Annotated in this window: 14 protein-coding genes; 7 read left to right on the top strand and 7 right to left on the bottom strand. The window is 71.5% G+C overall.

What is annotated here, in order from left to right; translation table 11 throughout:
* Positions 1-32 precede the first annotated feature (32 nt).
* Positions 33-2,165, top strand: coding sequence for a M13-type metalloendopeptidase (locus H5368_RS00690; RefSeq protein WP_255486265.1), 2,133 nt, complete (start codon positions 33-35; stop codon positions 2,163-2,165).
* A gap of 50 nt (positions 2,166-2,215) precedes the next feature.
* Here the strand turns inward: H5368_RS00690 and H5368_RS00695 are convergent, their stop codons facing one another.
* The gene (locus H5368_RS00695) at positions 2,216-2,773 is read right to left on the bottom strand and encodes a hypothetical protein (RefSeq protein ID WP_182820501.1); all 558 of its coding nucleotides are present in this window, start codon (positions 2,771-2,773) and stop codon (positions 2,216-2,218) included.
* A 103-nt stretch (positions 2,774-2,876) separates the two neighbouring features.
* On the opposite strand from H5368_RS00695, the gene tsaA reads away from it, so the two are divergent.
* Together tsaA and H5368_RS00705 are read left to right on the top strand one after the other, a co-directional pair.
* On the top strand, positions 2,877-3,452 hold the full coding sequence (gene tsaA, locus H5368_RS00700; protein WP_223877946.1) for a tRNA (N6-threonylcarbamoyladenosine(37)-N6)-methyltransferase TrmO: 576 nt from the start codon (positions 2,877-2,879) through the stop codon (positions 3,450-3,452).
* A gap of 103 nt (positions 3,453-3,555) precedes the next feature.
* Entirely contained in the window at positions 3,556-5,157 is a 1,602-nt protein-coding gene (locus H5368_RS00705) for an SDR family oxidoreductase (protein ID WP_182820502.1), read from the top strand.
* A gap of 67 nt (positions 5,158-5,224) precedes the next feature.
* Here H5368_RS00705 and H5368_RS00710 read toward each other — a convergent pair whose 3' ends face one another.
* Positions 5,225-5,749 (bottom strand): hemerythrin domain-containing protein, encoded by a 525-nt coding sequence (locus tag H5368_RS00710; protein ID WP_182820503.1) that lies wholly within the window; start codon positions 5,747-5,749, stop codon positions 5,225-5,227.
* An 87-nt stretch (positions 5,750-5,836) separates the two neighbouring features.
* The gene (locus H5368_RS00715; protein ID WP_182820504.1) at positions 5,837-6,580 is read right to left on the bottom strand and encodes a DNA-formamidopyrimidine glycosylase family protein; all 744 of its coding nucleotides are present in this window, start codon (positions 6,578-6,580) and stop codon (positions 5,837-5,839) included.
* Between the two features lie 142 nt (positions 6,581-6,722).
* Between H5368_RS00715 and H5368_RS00720 the strand changes: the two genes are divergently transcribed.
* The 3 genes from H5368_RS00720 to H5368_RS00730 all read left to right on the top strand — a co-directional run bounded on the left by H5368_RS00720 (position 6,723) and on the right by H5368_RS00730 (position 9,537).
* Positions 6,723-7,472, top strand: coding sequence for a DUF72 domain-containing protein (locus H5368_RS00720; RefSeq protein WP_182820505.1), 750 nt, complete (start codon positions 6,723-6,725; stop codon positions 7,470-7,472).
* 72 nt (positions 7,473-7,544) lie between these two features.
* Complete coding sequence (locus H5368_RS00725) at positions 7,545-7,883, top strand: hypothetical protein (protein WP_182820506.1); 339 nt, start codon at positions 7,545-7,547, stop codon at positions 7,881-7,883.
* 25 nt (positions 7,884-7,908) lie between these two features.
* The gene (locus tag H5368_RS00730; protein WP_182820507.1) at positions 7,909-9,537 is read left to right on the top strand and encodes an acyl-CoA dehydrogenase family protein; all 1,629 of its coding nucleotides are present in this window, start codon (positions 7,909-7,911) and stop codon (positions 9,535-9,537) included.
* A 46-nt stretch (positions 9,538-9,583) separates the two neighbouring features.
* Here the strand turns inward: H5368_RS00730 and H5368_RS00735 are convergent, their stop codons facing one another.
* The 4 genes from H5368_RS00735 to H5368_RS00750 are packed head-to-tail and all read right to left on the bottom strand — an operon-like array spanning position 9,584 to position 13,648.
* Positions 9,584-11,440, bottom strand: coding sequence for an ABC transporter transmembrane domain-containing protein (locus tag H5368_RS00735; protein ID WP_182820508.1), 1,857 nt, complete (start codon positions 11,438-11,440; stop codon positions 9,584-9,586).
* Complete coding sequence (locus H5368_RS00740) at positions 11,440-12,027, bottom strand: YigZ family protein (RefSeq protein ID WP_182820509.1); 588 nt, start codon at positions 12,025-12,027, stop codon at positions 11,440-11,442. Before H5368_RS00740 ends, H5368_RS00735 begins: the two co-directional genes overlap by 1 nt.
* Positions 12,027-13,028 (bottom strand): hypothetical protein, encoded by a 1,002-nt coding sequence (locus H5368_RS00745; RefSeq protein WP_182820510.1) that lies wholly within the window; start codon positions 13,026-13,028, stop codon positions 12,027-12,029. Before H5368_RS00745 ends, H5368_RS00740 begins: the two co-directional genes overlap by 1 nt.
* On the bottom strand, positions 13,025-13,648 hold the full coding sequence (locus H5368_RS00750) for an RNA polymerase sigma factor (protein ID WP_182823627.1): 624 nt from the start codon (positions 13,646-13,648) through the stop codon (positions 13,025-13,027). The genes H5368_RS00745 and H5368_RS00750 overlap by 4 nt, the downstream gene beginning before the upstream one ends.
* 198 nt (positions 13,649-13,846) lie before the next feature.
* On the opposite strand from H5368_RS00750, the gene H5368_RS00755 reads away from it, so the two are divergent.
* Complete coding sequence (locus H5368_RS00755) at positions 13,847-16,708, top strand: EAL domain-containing protein (RefSeq protein WP_182820511.1); 2,862 nt, start codon at positions 13,847-13,849, stop codon at positions 16,706-16,708.
* Positions 16,709-16,727: the final 19 nt, after the last annotated feature.

The raw sequence follows: 16,727 nt of genomic DNA on the forward strand, positions 1-16,727 counted from the left end.
CGGGCGTCCGTCCACCTGCCAGGAGTTACGATTTGAAGACCAGCCTGCTTTCCGCCGCGACCGTGCTCGCCCTTGCGATCGCCGCACCCGCTTCCGCGCATGACGCCCGCGATGCCGCCGGCTGCCTGGACATCGCCTGCGACACCAGCCTGCTGTATGCCGCTGACGATTCGGGTGCCGGCAGCGCCGGTGCGAGCGTCGCCGCCGACCGCTTCGGCAGTTGGGGCATCGACACCGCGGGGATGGACCGCGATGTGTCGCCGGGCGCGGACTTCTTCGGCTACGTCAGCGGCACGTGGGCCGCGAACACCGACATTCCCTCGGACAAGTCGATGTACGGCTCCTTCCTGGTCCTGCGCGACCTGTCCGAGGCGCGCGTTCGCGGCCTGGTCGAGGGCTACGTGGGGCAGGGCGATGCCGCGACCGGCGACGCCGCCAAGGTCGCCACGCTGTACCGCAGCTTCCTCGACGAGGCCGCGATCGAGGCCCTGGGCGCGAAGCCGCTGGCGCCGCACCTCGACGCCATCCGCGCCGTGGCCGACAAGGACGCACTGGCCGACCTCATGGGCGCGGCGTCCGGCAGCGTCGGCGCCACCCTGTTCCGCCTGGGCGTGTCCGACGACCAGCGCGATCCCGACCGCTACACGCTCTACATGAGCCAGTCCGGCCTCGGCCTCGGCGACCGCCAGATGTATCTGGACGAGAAGTTCGCGCCGCAGCGCGAGCGCTACGTCGCCTACATCGCGCAGCTGCTGCAGCTGGGCGGCTGGAACGATCCGAAGGGCAATGCGCAGCGCGTGTTCGACTTCGAGAAGGCGGTGGCCGAAGCCCACTGGACCCGTGCCGAGAGCCGTGACCGCAGCCGCACCTACAACCCGGTCGAGCGCGCCGACTTCGCCGCCACCGCGCCCGGCTTCAACTGGGAGCGCTACTTCGCCGCCGCCGGCGTCGAACAGGCGTCGCGCGCGGTCGTGCGCCAGGACAGCGCGATGCCGAAGCTGGCCGGGCTCTTCGCCGATGCCGACCTCGACACCCTCAAGGCCTGGCAGGCCTTCCACGTCACCGACCAGGCGGCGCCGCTGCTGTCGGAGGCGTTCGTCGACGCCCACTTCGACTTCCGCTCGAAGTTCCTCTCCGGGCAGCCGGAGCAGAAGGAACGCTGGAAGCGCGGCGTGGCGCATGCCGAGGAGGCGATGGGCGAGGCCATCGGCCGCGACTACGTGCAGCTGTATTTCCCGCCGGACGCCAAGGCCAAGATGGACGAGCTGGTGGCCAACGTGAAGGCGGCCATGGGCGCGCGCCTGGACCAGCTGGAATGGATGGGCGAGGACACCAAGGCGGAGGCCCGCGCCAAGCTGGCCGGCTTCGGCCTGAAGATCGGCCACCCGGAGACCTGGCGCGACTACGCCGCGCTGGAGGTCAGGGACGGCGACGTGCTCGGCAACGCGCTGCGTTCGGCCGCCTTCGAATGGGACTACGACCGCGCGCGCATCGGCCATCAGGTCGACAAGGCCGAGTGGGGCATGACCCCGCAGACGGTCAACGCCTACTACTCCTCGGTGAAGAACGAGATCGTGTTCCCGGCCGCGATCCTGCAGCCGCCGTTCTTCGATCCCGACGCGGATCCTGCGGTGAACTACGGCGCCATCGGCGGCGTGATCGGCCACGAGATCATCCACGGCTTCGACGACCAGGGCCGCAAGTCCGACGGTGGCGGCCTGCTGCGCGATTGGTGGACGGCCGACGACGCCGCCAAGTTCGAGGTCCAGGCCGCGAAGCTCGGCGCCCAGTACGAGGCTTTCGAGTTCCCGCAGCTGCCGGGCATGCGCATCAACGGCAAGGTGGCCATGGGCGAGAACATCGGCGACCTGGGCGGCCTGACCATCGCACTGGGAGCCTACCGTCGCTCGCTCGACGGCAAGCCGGCGCCGGTGATCGACGGTTTCAGCGGTGAACAGCGCCTGTTCATGGGCTGGGCCCAGGTGTGGCGCACGCTGTGGCGCGACGACGCCCTGCGCCAGCAGCTGGTCAACGGCACGCATTCGCCGGGCCACATCCGCGCGTTCGCGCCGCTGCGCAACATCGACGCCTGGTATGACGCATTCGACGTCAGCGAAAGCGATCCGCTGTGGATCGCGCCCGAGGATCGGGTCCGCATCTGGTAGTTCGGCGGTAGTGCGCGCACGGGGCGCCGACTGCGGCCCGTGCGCGGCCTCTATGCCAGCCCGCCCGGGCGCAGCTCGATGCCGATCGCCGGCGCGATCGCGCGCATCGCATCGTCATCGCGGCTGAGCGCGATCCAGCCGGCGACAGTGTCGGTGCCGGTTTCCCACACCCACAGGGTGTAGCCGTACGCGCGCAGCGCGTCGTAGGCCACGTGCAGCAGGTCGGCGATGCTGGCGTCGGCGAGGAATTCGTCGTCGGTCGGATCTTCGACACCCCAGTCGAGGTCGAGGTTCCAGCGCGAGACGAGTTCGGTGATGCTCTCCACGAACGCGGCGGCATCGTCGTCGTGCACCTGGAAACCGGATTTCCAGTCGATGATGTCCTTCAGCACCCAGGCCGGTTCGAACTCGTCCTCGTCGGCGTCGGCGGTCGCCTCCTGGTAAGCGGCGAACTGCTGCAGCGCGGTCTCTTCGTCGCCGGGATTGAGCAGCAGCAGCAGGTGCCAGACCAGCGCCTCGCTGCCGGCGTCCTCGTCGATTTCCAGGTCGGGGTCGAACCCGCCCGCGTAGTTGTCATCCGGGTCGAATTCGCTGTCGGGAGCGTGCATGGCGGGTGGTCCGGTGCGGGGCGCACAGGATAAGCGCAGCGTGGTGGCCACGGCGTGCGCGCGCCACGCGCGCCGGCCGCAGCCATGGGACCATGGCCAACCCATGCCGCAAGACCTGCCCATGCCGCCCGACCCCGGCTCCGCCGCGCCCGCACCGCGCGATGCCCAGGTGTTCACGTTCAGCCCGATCGCATACGTGCGCTCGCCGTATGCGCGCCGCATCGACGCGCCGCACCAGGCCACCGTGGTCGAAGGTACCGAGACCGGGGATGCCGCCAACGCGCATATCGAATTCATCGACACGCTGCCGGCGGCCGCGTTCCGCGACCTGGCCGGCTTTGCGCGGATCTGGCTGGTGTTCGTGTTCGACCGCAGCGAGGGATGGAAGACCGAGGTACGCCCGCCGCGCGGCGGCGGCAAGCGCAGCGTGCTCGCCACCCGCGCGCCGCATCGGCCGAACGCGATCGGGCTGTCGGCGGTGGAGCTGGTGGCGGTGGAGGCGCGCGCGCTGCGGGTGCGCGGGCTGGACCTCCTCGATGGCACCCCGGTGCTGGACATCAAGCCCTACGTGCCCTACGCGGACGCGTTTCCAGGGGCGGCGGCCGGCTGGATCGACGCGATCGACGCCTGCACCGGCCAGCATTCCGCACCCGGGCCACGGCGGCCGCTGACTGGCTGAACCGGCATCGGGCGCCGCCGCGCAGGCCCGTGCAGGCGCGGCTGACCGCGATCTCCAGGCGCCAGTGCTGTCGTTTGCGGCGTCGACCCCGCAAACTATGCGCATGACCACGACCCCACCGGGCGCACCTGACGCCCGCGCCGACCTGCCCGACGATACGCTCGCAGCGCGCCTGCGGGACGCCACCGACACCCTCGAAACCGTCGCCGCCGACCACGCGCTGCTCGACGCGCTGGACGATGACACCCGCGAGCGCCTGCACCGCGCGCTGGCCGCGATCAGTGCGCCGGTCGATCCCGTGGCGCGCCGCCAGCGCCGCAAGCAGGCCAAGCGCAGCCGCGTGCTGGAAAAGAACCAGCGCGACGACGCGCTCCTGGATGCCACCGGCATCCGCACCCTGCGCCGCCAGCCGGTGTTCACCACGCCGAACTATTTCCCGCCAGCGGATTTCAAGCCCCGCGACCTCGACGCGGACGTGCCGCCGCATCACGAAGCCCTGGAGCCGCAGCACTGCTATGTGTGCAAGCAGAAGTACACGCGCATCCACCACTTTTACGACCAGCTGTGCCCGACCTGCGGGGATTTCAATTTCGCCAAGCGCACCGAGCTCACCGACCTGCGCGGGCGCGTCGCGCTGCTGACCGGCGGCCGGGTCAAGATCGGCTACCAGGCCGGGCTGAAGCTGCTGCGCTGTGGTGCGCGGCTGATCGTGACCACGCGCTTCCCGCGTGACTCCGCCGCGCGCTACGCCGAGGAGCCGGACTTCGCCGACTGGCACGACCGCCTGGAGATCTTCGGACTCGACCTGCGCCACACGCCGAGCGTCGAAGCGTTCTGCAGCCAGCTGCTGGCAACGCACGACCGCCTCGATTTCATCATCAACAACGCCTGCCAGACGGTGCGTCGCCCGCCGGAGTTCTACGCCCACATGATGGCGGCGGAAACCGCCGCGCTGCACGACGCGCCCGAACACCAGCGCATGCTGCTGGGCCGCTACGAAGGCCTGCGCGCGACCGCGGTGCTGCCGGAAGGCGAGGGCAGTGCGCTTGCCGGTCGCGACCTGCGGCACGAGGCCGCCGCGGGCCTGACCCGCGCCGCCGAGCTGTCGCAGGTGCCGCTGCTGGCCGAAGAGCTGCTGGGCCAGTCGCACCTGTTCCCGGAAGGGCGCCTGGACCAGGACCTGCAGCAGGTCGACCTTCGCGGTCGCAATTCATGGCGGTTGATGATGGATGAAGTGCCGTCGGTCGAGCTGCTCGAAGTGCAGCTGGTCAACGCGATCGCGCCGTTCCTGATCAATGCGCGGCTCAAACCCCTGCTGCTGCGCACGCCCGACGGCAGCGCCCCAAGCCGTGACCGCCACATCGTCAACGTGTCGGCGGTGGAGGGGCAGTTCTACCGCAACTTCAAGACCACCCGGCACCCGCACACCAACATGGCCAAGGCCGCGCTCAACATGATGACGCGCACCTCGGCGGCCGATTACCACGGCGACGGCATCCACATGAATTCCGTGGACACCGGCTGGGTGACCGACGAGGATCCGGTGGAGATCGCGGCGCGCAAGACCATCGAGGAGCGCTTCCACCCGCCGCTCGACATCGTCGACGGCGCGGCGCGCATCGTCGATCCGATCATCGCCGGCCTCAACACCGGCGAGCACGTCTGGGGCCAGTTCCTGAAGGACTACAAGCCGACCGACTGGTGAGCAGGTGGAGCCCGGGAGCGCCACGCGGCGCGCCCGGCTCTGTCGGCTGATCGAACGCGAACGGGCCTCAGCCCGGCGCCTTCGGATTGCGCAGCACCGACTTCAATCCGGTCTTGATCTTGGCGTGCGCAGTGATCCCGGCCGCGGCCGGCGACGCCTTCCACGCCTCGTACTGTTCGTCGAACTCGGCGAGTTCCTCGGGGGTGAACAGCTCGCGCGCCGAGGCGAACATCTCCTTCTCCTCCTCCTTCGCATGGTGGTCGATGAACTCGCCGAGCACTTTCACCGAACCCGCGAACTGGCGCGTGGTCTTGTCCGACGCGTGCAGGTCGGGGAGTACGGTCAACTCGACCGCACGATGCTCCTGGATCGCCTCGGCGTGCTGCAGCAGCTGCTCATGCGAGGCGCGCTTGGCGAACGCCGGATAAAACACCAGCTCCTCCCATTTCGCGTGCGGGATCAGGTTCGCCTCGATCTTCTCCAGCAGGTCGCCTCGCGTCTTTTCGGCGCGGTCGGTGGTGGCGTTGATCTGCTCGAACAGGCCGCGGAGGGCGTCGTGTTCCTTCTTCAAGGTGGCGAGGATGCTGCGCATTGGCGTGGCTCGTGCGGGAGGGTTGGTCATCGAAACCCGGTGCGGCGGATGCCGGCGTGAAGGCCCGCGGCCGCCGTCCGGGGCTGGTCAGTCGGGGACGTACAGTCGCTGGCAGGTGTCGCACCAGAAGGCCCGCCGCTGCGCGCGGCCGAGGTGCTTGCGGAAGGACAGCGGGGTGCCGTCGCGCGGGCAGCTGCGCCTGGTGTGCACCTGGTAGTTCTTCTTCAGCACGTAGGCCTTCTTCCAGCGGTAGAAGTCGAAGCTGTACTCGCGCGCCTGCGCGACCAGTTCGGACAACTTGCGCGCGGGCAGGGCGCCCACCGTGCTTTCGGGGTGCACGCGGATCCGGTGCAGCACCTCGTTCTTGATGATGTTGCCGACGCCGGCGAACACGTCCTGGTCGAGCAGCACGTCCGCGGCCAAGGCCTCCGGCTGCGCGCGCAGCTTGCGCCGCGCCAGCGCCGGGTCCCAGGCGTCGTTCATGACGTCGCCGCGCCAGTCATAGCTGTCGTCGAGCGCACCTTCGACGAAGCGCACCGAGCAGGCGTAGAAGTTGAGCTCCTCGCCCTTGCTGAAGCCCAGGCCCAGGCGCGGCGGCGTGGGCTTGGTCTCGTTGATGCGGTAGCTGCCGAACAGCAGGAAGTGGATGCGCAGGCTGAAGCCGTCGAACTCGAGCAGGAAGTGCTTGCCCCAGCTGCGCACGGCCATCACCTTGCGGGTGCGCATGCGCTCGATGTCCTGCGTGCTGTTACCCGACACGCGCAGCACCTTGCGGCCGGCGAAGCGCGCGGCATCCTCGCGCAAGAGGACAATGGAGGGACCTTCCGGCATGGCGGCGAGTATCGCCACGCCGGGTGACACGGATGTCAACGATCGTGGGCGCGGGCGGACCGGCTGCGTGTTGCCGGCTTCACGACAAGGGCGGCGAGCGGGTGATATCCGTAGGCCACCACCCACGCGAGCTGGACAGCGCATGCCACGTTCCCGCATCTCCAGCGCGTCGATCCGCACCGGCACCGCGGGCTGGTCGATCGCCGCCGGGCATCGGCCGCTGTTCGCCATGGGCGACAGCATGCTCGCCACCTACGCGAGCCGCTTCGCGATGGCGGAGATCAACTCCTCGTTCCACCGCCCGCACCGGCGGGCCACGTACGAGCGCTGGGCGGACGCGGTGCCCGACGCGTTCCGGTTCTCCGCCAAGTTGCCGAGGACCATCACCCACGACCAGCGCCTGCGGGCGGCGGGACCTCTGCTTGACGCCTTCCTCGACCAGGCCGGTGGCCTGGGCGACAAGCTCGGCTGCCTGCTGGTGCAGCTGCCGCCGAGCCTCGCGTTCGACGGCCGCATGGCGGCGACGTTCTTCGCCATGCTGCGCCGGCGCTGGGCGGGTGGCATCGCCTGTGAGCCGCGCCACGCCAGCTGGTTCGCGCCGCGCGTCGACGCGCTGTGGCAGCGCCACCGCGTCGCGCGGGTCGCGGCGGATCCGGCGCCGGTGGCGACCGCCGCGGAGCCGGGAGGCGATCCGGCGCTGCGCTACTGGCGCTGGCACGGCGCGCCGCGGGTCTACTACAGCGACTACGTCGCCGATGCGCTGGCGGCGCTCGCGAAGCAGGTCGCCGCCGCGACGCCGCGCGGCAGCGAGGCCTGGGTGGTGTTCGACAACACCGCGCACGGCCATGCCACGCCCAATGCCGCCGCGTTCCAGGCGCTGGCCACGCGCTGACCCGCCGGGGGTGCATGCCGGCACCGCTGCGACTACGCTGTGCATCGTTTCCGAACCAGGCGGACAGCCCCCATGGCGATCCCTGAATCCGATATCCAGCCCGGCTGGATCTACAGCACCACCCGCAAGCAGGAGCGCCTGGTGCTGGGCCGCGACCGCGACGGCCGCATCGTCTACGTGTCCAAGGGCCGCAACATCGCCGGGCCGTTCCTGAACTGCCACGTGCGCATCACCGCCAAGCAGTTCGCGGAGCGCGCGACCGGCAAGCTGCGCTTCATCGACGACGTGAAGCCGTACATCATCGCCAACAAGGCGACCACGGTGGTCGTGGGGCCACAGCCGCGGCGCGGTGGCGTGGTGCCGGAGCACATGCTGGCCTGGCCGACGCGCGGGGCCGGCGCCAAGGGCTGACCCGCAGCCCGGAGTGGAGCGCGCCATGGTCACGCACGTCGTCGACAACCAGCCGCCCGAGTTCGCGCCGCGTGACCTCTGGGGCGACGATGTCGTGCTGCGTGACGCGCTCCCGCGCGAAGGCGCGGCGGCGTTCACCGCGCACGTTGCCGCGTACGGCGCCATCGCCGGCGGCGAGCTCCTGGCGCTGTCGCACGACGCCCATCGCGACCGGCCGCGGCTGCGCACGCACGACCGCTTCGGCCGGCGCATCGACGTGGTGGACTTCCACCCCAACTACCACCGGCTGATGCAGGTCGCGGTGGAGCACGGCGTGGCCGGCCTGTCCTGGGCGCAGCCCGGCACGGGTGCGCACGTGGCGCGCGCGGCGCTGAGTTACCTGCACCACCAGGTGGAACCCGGCACCAGCTGCCCGCTGACCATGACCCATGCCGCGGTGCCGGTCCTGCGCCTGGCCCCGAGGCTGCGCGAGTGGGCGGACAAGGTCGCGAGCTGCCGCTACGACGCGTCGGATCTCGCCATCCATGCCAAGCCGGGCGTCACCATCGGCATGGGCATGACCGAGAAGCAGGGCGGCAGCGACGTGCGCGCCAACACCACCACGGCCACGCCGCTGGCCGATGGCGACGCCGTGGCCGGAGATGCGTACATGCTGCGCGGGCACAAGTGGTTCTTCTCGGCGCCGATGTCCGACGGTTTCCTGGTGCTGGCCCAGGCGTCCGATGGCTTGAGCTGCTTCCTGATGCCGCGGCGGCGGTCCGACGGCACCCGCAACGCGTTCTCGCTCGTGCGCCTCAAGGACAAGCTCGGCGACTGGTCGAACGCTTCGTCCGAGGTCGATTTCGAGGGCGCGGCCGCCTGGCGCGTGGGCGACGAGGGCCGCGGCGTCGCCACCATCCTGCAGATGGTGATGCTCACCCGCCTCGACTGCATGCTGGGTTCGGCCGCGGGCACGCGCATGGCGCTGGCGCAGGCGATCCACCACTGCCGGCACCGCAGCGCGTTCGGCAAGCGCCTCGCGGAGCAGCCGCTGATGCGCAACGTGTTGGCCGACCTGGCCGTCGAATCCGAGGCGGCGCTGGCGCTGGCGATGCGCGTGGCGCGTTCGGTGGATGCCGCGCCGCACGACCCGCACGAAGCCGCGTTCGCCCGCGTCGCCACCGCGGTCGGCAAGTACTGGATCTGCCGCCGCGCGCCGGCACTGGTCAACGAGGCGCAGGAATGCCTGGGCGGTGCCGGCTACATCGAGGACTCGCTGCTGCCCCGGCTGTACCGCCAGGCGCCACTGAATTCGATCTGGGAAGGCAGCGGCAACATCCAGTGCCTGGACGTGCTGCGTGCGCTGGCGCGCGAACCCGAGGCCGGCGCGGCGCTGCTCGCCGAGATCGACGCCGCGCGCGGGCTGCACCCGGCGCTGGACGCCGCGCGCGCGGCATTGCGCCTGGCCCTGCCGGACGCGTCCGAGGCCGGCGCACGCCTGCTGGTCGAACGCATCGCGCTCGCGCTGCAGGCCTCGGTGCTGCTGCGTGCCGGCAGCCCGGTGGCCGAAGCGTTCTGTCGCAGCCGCCTGGGCGGCGCGCATGGCCTGGCGATGGGCACGCTGCCGGCGGAGCTGGCCACCCACGCCGCCATCGAGCGCGCGCTTCCAGCTTGAGGCCGTCGCCGTGCGTGCCGCGCATGGGCGAGTGCATCGACACCCGCTATGCGTCTGCGGACACGCCCTGCACATCCAGGAACTGCAGCCGCGCAAGCTCCGCATACAGCCCGTTCTGCGCCATCAGCTCGGCGTGGGTGCCCTCGGCGACGATGCACCCGGCGTCCACCACCACGATGCGGTCGGCCTTGAGCACCGTGGCCAGGCGATGCGCCACCACCAGCGTGGTGCGGCCCGCCATCAGTCGCTCGAGCGCGTGCTGCACGGCGCGCTCGCTCTGTGCGTCGAGTGCGGACGTGGCTTCGTCGAGCAGCAGCACGGGCGCGTCGCGCAGCAGGGCGCGCGCGATCGCGATCCGCTGCTGCTGGCCGCCGGACAGGCGCGCGCCGCGTTCGCCCAGCTGTTCGTCGTAGCCGCCGGGCAGGGCGGTGATGAAGTCGTGCGCCTCGGCCGCGCGCGCGGCGGCTTCGACTTCGGCGTCGGTCGCCTCCAGGCGGCCGTAACGGATGTTGTCGCGCGCGCTGGCGGCGAAGATCGTCGGCTGCTGCGGCACCACCGCGATCGCACCGCGCAGCGCGATCGGGTCGAGCGTGCGCAGGTCCACGCCGTCCAGCGTCAGCACCCCGGACTGCGGGTCATAGAAGCGCAGCAACAGCGAGAACACCGTGCTCTTGCCGGCGCCCGACGGGCCGACCAGCGCGACCGTCTCTCCCGGCGCCACGGCCAGCGTGAAGCCGTGCAGCGCCGGCATGTCCGGGCGCGACGGATAGTGGAAGGTCACGTCGCGCAGCGCGACTTCGCCGCGCACCGGCCGGGGCAGGGTGGCGGGTGTGGCCGGGGTGGAGACCAGGGCGCGTTCGTCGAGCAGTTCGCTGATTCGCCCCATGCCGCCGGCGGCTTTCTGCAGTTCGTTCCAGACCTCGGCCAGCGCGCCCACCGAGCCGCCGCCGAACAGCGCGTACAGCACGAACTGGCCGAGCGTGCCCGCGGTCATGGTGCCCCCGGCCACGTCGTGCGCGCCCGACCACAGCACCAGCGTGATCGCGCCGAACACCGCGGTGATGGCGACCGCGGTCACCATCGCCTGCACGGTGATGCGGCGGCGCGCGGTGGCGACCGACATGGCCACGGCGGCTCCGAAGCGCGCGCGCTCGTGTTCCTCGCGGGCATGTGCCTGCACCGTGGACACCGCGCCCAGGGTCTCGTTGGCGAGCGCGTTGGCATCGGCGATGCGGTCCTGGCTCTGCCGCGAGATGCGCTGCAGGCGGCGGCCGCCCAGCACCAGCGGCAGCACGAAGAGCGGGATGCCGACCAGCGTCCACAGCGCCAGCCTGGGGCTGGTGACCACCATCATCGCCACGCTGCCCAGCACCATCACCGTGCTGCGCAGGGCCACCGACATGCTGGTCGCCACCACGCTGCGCAGCAGCTCGGTATCAGCCGTCAGCCGCGACACTAGTTCGCCGGAGCGGCTGCGCGAGAAGAATGCCTGGTCGAGTCCGATCAGGTGGCCGTAGAGCTGGTTGCGCAGGTCGGCGACCACGCGCTCGCCGAGCAGCGAGACGAAGAAAAACCGCGCGGCGGTCGCCAGCGCCAGCGCCACCGCGACCGCCAGCAGCAGGCCAAAGGCCGCATCGATGCCCGACCCGCTGGCGAACCCGCGATCGATCATGTGGCGCACCGCCACCGGCAGGCTGAGCGTCGCGGTGCTGGAGGCGACCAGCGCCAGCAGCCAGGCGACCAGCAGGCCCTTGTGGCGCGCCAGGAACGGCAACAGGCCGCGCAGGCTGGCGAACGGTGCCTTGCGCTCGCCGGCGGGCGCGGCGTCGCCGGGTGGGCTGTCGCTGCCGGCGGTTGCGGTGGGTTGGTTTGCCTGCTGCGACGCTTGCGGGAATCGGGCCATCAGCCATTGTCGCCGATGCGCACGCGGTCGCGGGTGGCGTCGCGCAGGCGCGCACGGAAGCCCTCCACCGCATCCGCCGGCAGCCGCACATGGAAGTGCGCACCGTCGGCATCGAAGGTTTCCGAGAGCTTCTCGGCCGCGAATGCCGGCAGCGCCGCGTGCACCTCGCCGCAATCGGCAAAGCCGCAGGCGACGCGCAGCTCCGCCATGTCGATCACGTCGCGGCGCGGCGCGGTGCGCAGGCATTCCGCCGCGGCACCGCCATAGGCGCGCACCAGGCCGCCGGCGCCGAGCTTGATGCCGCCGTACCAGCGCGTCACCACCACCGCCACGCCATCCAGGCCCTGGCCATCGATGGCCGCGAGGATCGGCCGGCCGGCGGTGCCGGCGGGCTCGCCGTCGTCGCTGGAGCGGTAGCCGGCGCCGATCCGCCACGCCCAGCAGTTGTGGGTGGCGTCGGCCACCGACACCGCGGCCATGAAGGCGGCAGCGTCATCTGCCGACTCCACTGGCGCGGCGTGGGCGAGGAAGCGGCTGTGGCGGACTGCGATCTCGTGCACCGCGGTTGCGGCCAGGGTGGTGCGCATTACGGCAACAGCACCCGCAGGTCGCGTGGCACGTCCACGTCGGGATAGCGGCGGCGGAATTCCTCGAAGCTGGCGCGGGCCTCGGCGTAGCGTTCTTCGGCGACGAGTTCGCGGATGCGCGCCAGCCATGCCTCGCGCACTTCGGGTGCATCGGCGGAGGCCGGCGGGGCATCATCCAGCGGTTGGTCGTAGGCGTGGCCATCGTCCTGGCGAAGCGGAGGTGACGACGCCGCTTTCGCAGCGGTAGCCGCCGCTGCAGGGCGTGTCGCTTGTTGCGCCGTGCGCTCGACGCGCTGTCGCGCAGCGTCGGTGGCTGCGTCCTGGGCCAGGCTGCGTCGTTCGGCATCGGCCGCCGCAGCGCCGGCCTGCCGGGCGGATTCGCGCTGCGGCGCGGCAGCGGTGACGGGCTCAGGCGCGTCGAACACGACAGGCGCAGGCGGCGGGGGCGAGGCAGGCGCAGGGGGAGCCGGCGATGCCGGCTTGTCCATCGCGGGCATCCCGTCGCCGGGCGGTGCGGATCTCACATGCACTGCGGCGGCTGCGGCCGTGGACGGCGCGGGTGGCAGCCGTGCTTCAACGCGCGATGCCGCGCCCGGATCGGCGATGGACGGTACAGCGGTGTCGTCGTGGATCGCGGCCTGGTTCTCCACGGCTGGCGCCGGCGGTGGCGTTGCAGTGCCAACCTCACGGGCCACGGCTGCGCGCGGTGCCTCGTCCGGCACTTCGATCGCATCGCCCTGTGGGCGGATTTGCCAAGCCACGCCGACGGCGAGCACCAGCGACGCCGCCAGCCCCGCACCCGCGGCCCACGCCATGCGCGGCCGGCGGGTAGCGCGTGACGCAAGGCCAGGCGCGTCGCGTGCGGCCTTGCGCGCCGTCGCCAGGATCGCGGCATCCAGCGCCGGCGACGGGCCGGCAGATGGCCTGTCGCGCGCCAGCAGCGCCGCGAGCTCGCGCTCCTCGTGGTCCAACGGAGTCCCGCGCGGGGGCACGCGGCTCATGCCGGACGCTCCTGCGCGGCAACGGGCACGACAGCGCCGTCCCCGGCATCGGCGGGCTGCAGGCGCTGGCGCAGCTTGTCCATGGCGTAGCGCAGCCGTGACTTGACGGTCTCGCGGCCCACGCCGGTGATCCCGCCGATCTCCTCGAGGCTCAGTTCCTGCTCCAGCCGCAGCACCAGGACCTCGCGCTGCTCGGATGGCAGCGCGTCCAGCGCCAGCTGCAGGTTGCGCCGGGATTCGAATGCCGACAGGTTGCGCTCCGGCGTGTCGGGATCCTCCACGCGCGCGGTGCGCAGGTCGGCATCGGCGGGCGCGGGCGGGCGGTGCTGCATGGCGCGCCAATGGTCGTTCATGCGGTTGTGCGCGATGCGATAGAGCCAGGTCGAAAAGCCGGCTTCAGGGCGCCAGTCGCGGCGCGCCGCGATCACGCGCTGCCAGGTGTCCTGGTACACGTCGTCGGCCAGCGCGGGGTCGCGCAGGAGGCGCAGCAGGTAGCGGTGCAGGCGCTGGCGATGGCGCGCGTAGAGCTGCTCGAACGCGGCCACGTCACCATCCGCCCAGGCCAGCATCAGCGCCTCGTCGCTGCCCTTTGAACCGTCGTTGGCGGCGCGCTCGTCCATCGTCGCGAGGGTACGGGCTGCGCGCCGCGGCGGGAAGCCCGTGCGGCCGGCGGCGCGACCATGCATCATGCGCGGACCGGCCGTGGGGGGCGGCCTGGATGCCTTGCCGGCCGTGAGCGCGTTCAGCGTTGTTCCCGAAGGGTCCTCGTCTGCGAGGAGAAGTGGCGCGTGCAGGCAGTGCTGGATGTTCCGATAGCGATGACGCCGCGCGAGGGCGACCTGGCGGGGCTGGCGGACGTGCTCGCGCAGTCGCTGCCCACCGGCTCGGGCGTGGTGGTGTGCTGGAACGATCCGCGCATCGGCGTCGGCATGTCGGCGGTGGACGGGGTGCCGCCCGCGTTGCGCGCCCACGCGCTTGCGCTGACCGGCGGCGAAGCGCACGCCGGCGACGGCGCCGCGATCGACGAGGCCTGGAGCAGTGAGGGGGCGGCGCTGGCGATCGCCGCGCGGCTGCCCGAACCGCTCACGCCCGCCTCCCTCGACGCCTGGCGCGCGCTGGCGCGGCGCGCGGTCACCGCGACGTTGTCGGCAGCGCAGGGCGAAGCGCGCATCGCATCCCTGCGGAAATCCGAACGCCTGCAGCAGGCGCTGTACGAGATCGCCGATGTCGCCGGCTCCGGGCTGGACATGCATGACGTGCTGGCGCGCATCCACGGCGTGGTCGGCAGCCTCATGTCGGCCGAGAATTTCTACATCGTGCTCTACGACGACGTCCGCGAAACCGTGCGTTTCCTGTACTTCGCCGACCAGCGCGACCCCTGGGTGGCTGATCCGGACACCGAGATCGCGCTGTCCGACATCCCCAACAGCCTCACCGTGGCGATGCTGGTGCACGGCCGCCCGCTGCTCGGGCCCTCGGCGCGGATCCGACGCCAGCTGAAGGTCGGCCGCGACCAGTTCCTCGGACCCGACAGCGCGGACTGGCTTGGCGTGCCGATGCGCCGCGACAGCCGCGTCAGCGGCGCGATCGTGGTGCAGAGCTACGACAAGCCCGACTGCTACAGCGACGAGGACCGCGTGCTGCTGGAGTTCGTGGCCCAGCACATCCTCACCGCGCTGGACCGCAAGCACGCGCACGCCGAGCTGGAGCGCCGCGTCGAGGCGCGCACGCGCGAGCTGCAGCGGGCCAACCAGGTGCTGCAGGCGGAGATCGTCGAGCGCCAGCGCGCCGAGCGCCTGCAGCGTGCGCTGTTCCGGATCAGCGAGCTGTCGGTCGCCGCCGGCAGCGTGGAACGCTTCTACGCGGACCTCCACGCGGTGGTTGGCGAGCTGCTGTACGCGCGCAACTTCTACATCGCCATGGTCTCGGCCGACGGCAAGCACATCGAGTTCCCGTACTCCGTCGACGAGCGCGACGCCGTGCGCCGCCGGCGGCGGATGACCCGGGGGCTGAGCGAGTACGTGATCGATCACGGCCGTGCGCTGCTTGCCGACCGCGCCAGGATCGCCGAGCTCGAAGCCAGCGGCGAGCTGCGCCATCACGGCAGCCTGGCCCACTGCTGGCTCGGCGTGCCGCTGTCGCGCGATGGCGTGGTGGTGGGCGTGATCGCGGTGCAGAGCTATTCGCCGGACATCGGGTTCAGCGGGCGCGACCAGGGGCTGCTGACCTTCGTTGCCGACCACATCGGCGGCGCGCTGGCGCGCAAGCGCTCGCAGGAACACCTGAAAGCCGCGCACGCCGAGCTCGAGTCGCGCGTGGAGGCGCGCACCCGCGAGCTCGAGAGCGCCAACCGCGAGCTGCGCGCGCAGGTCGGCGAGCGCCTGCGGGCCGAGGAGCGCCTGCTCCACCAGGCGCGCCACGACCATCTCACCGGCCTGCCCAACCGCACCCGCCTTCTGGAATGCCTGGATACCGCCGTGGCGGAAACGCGCAGCCAGGCGCGCGGGCCGTTCGCGGTGCTGTTCCTCGACCTCGACCGCTTCAAGCTGGTGAACGACAGCGTGGGCCACGCCGCCGGCGACGAGATGCTGGTGGAGGCCGGGCGGCGCATCGGCAGCATGCTGCGCGAGGGTGACGTGGTCGCGCGCCTGGGCGGCGACGAGTTCGCCGTGCTGCTGGCCGACGCCGCCGACGGCGACGTGGCGCAGGCCGTCGCGGCGCGGATCCTGACCGCCCTGGGCGAGCCGATGTGGATCGCCGGGCGCGAGCTGTTTCCCTCGGCCAGCGTCGGCATCGCCCTGTGGCAGTCGCGCTACCGCCACGGCGAGGACCTGCTGCGCGATGCCGACGCGGCGATGTACCGCGCCAAGGCGCGCGGGCGCGACCGCAGCGAACTGTTCGACGAGAACATGCGCGCCGAGGCGACGCGCCTGCTGGACCTCGAGGCCGACCTGCGCCGCGCGATCCTCAACGACGCCTTCGAGCCGTACTTCCAGCCGATCGTCGACCTGGCCAGCGGCGAAGTGGTGGGCCACGAGGCGCTGTTGCGCTGGAACCACGAACAACGCGGACCCCTGCAGCCGTCGGAGTTCATCGGCGTGGGCGAGGACAGCGGCCTGATCGAGCAGGTCGACTGGCTGCTGTACCGGCGCGTGTTCGAGTGGATGACCCGCGGCCATCGCGGCCATGTCTCGATCAACGTCTCGCCGCGCCACTTCCATTCCGAGAACTTCGCCGAGCGCCTGCTGCGGATGGTCGACGATGCGGGTGCCGATGCGTCGCGGCTGCGCATCGAGATCACCGAGGTCGCGCTGCTCGACGACGCCCCGCGCGCGCTGCGCATGCTCAACAGCCTGCGCGAGCGCGGCGTGCTGGCGCTGCTCGACGACTTCGGCACCGGGTTCTCGGCGCTGTCGTACCTGCATCGCTTCCCGATCCACGCGCTGAAGATCGACCAGAGCTTCGTGGCTGGCCTCGATGACGACCTGCATCCCGAGAGCCTGGCGCTGGTGCGCGCGATCCTGGTGCTGGCGCGCACGCTCGGCATCCAGACGGTGGGCGAGGGCGTCGAGACGGCCACGCAGGCGCAGACCCTGCGCGAGCTCGGTTGCACCTATGGCCAGGGCTTCCTGTTCGGTCGCCCCCTGCCGGCACCGGCGGCGGGGCGCCGGCCGCGCTGAGCGTGGGCAGGCGGCGCCT

The sequence above is a fragment of the Luteimonas sp. MC1782 genome (genome assembly GCF_014164605.1).
In the GTDB taxonomy this organism is placed as follows: Bacteria; Pseudomonadota; Gammaproteobacteria; order Xanthomonadales; family Xanthomonadaceae; genus Luteimonas.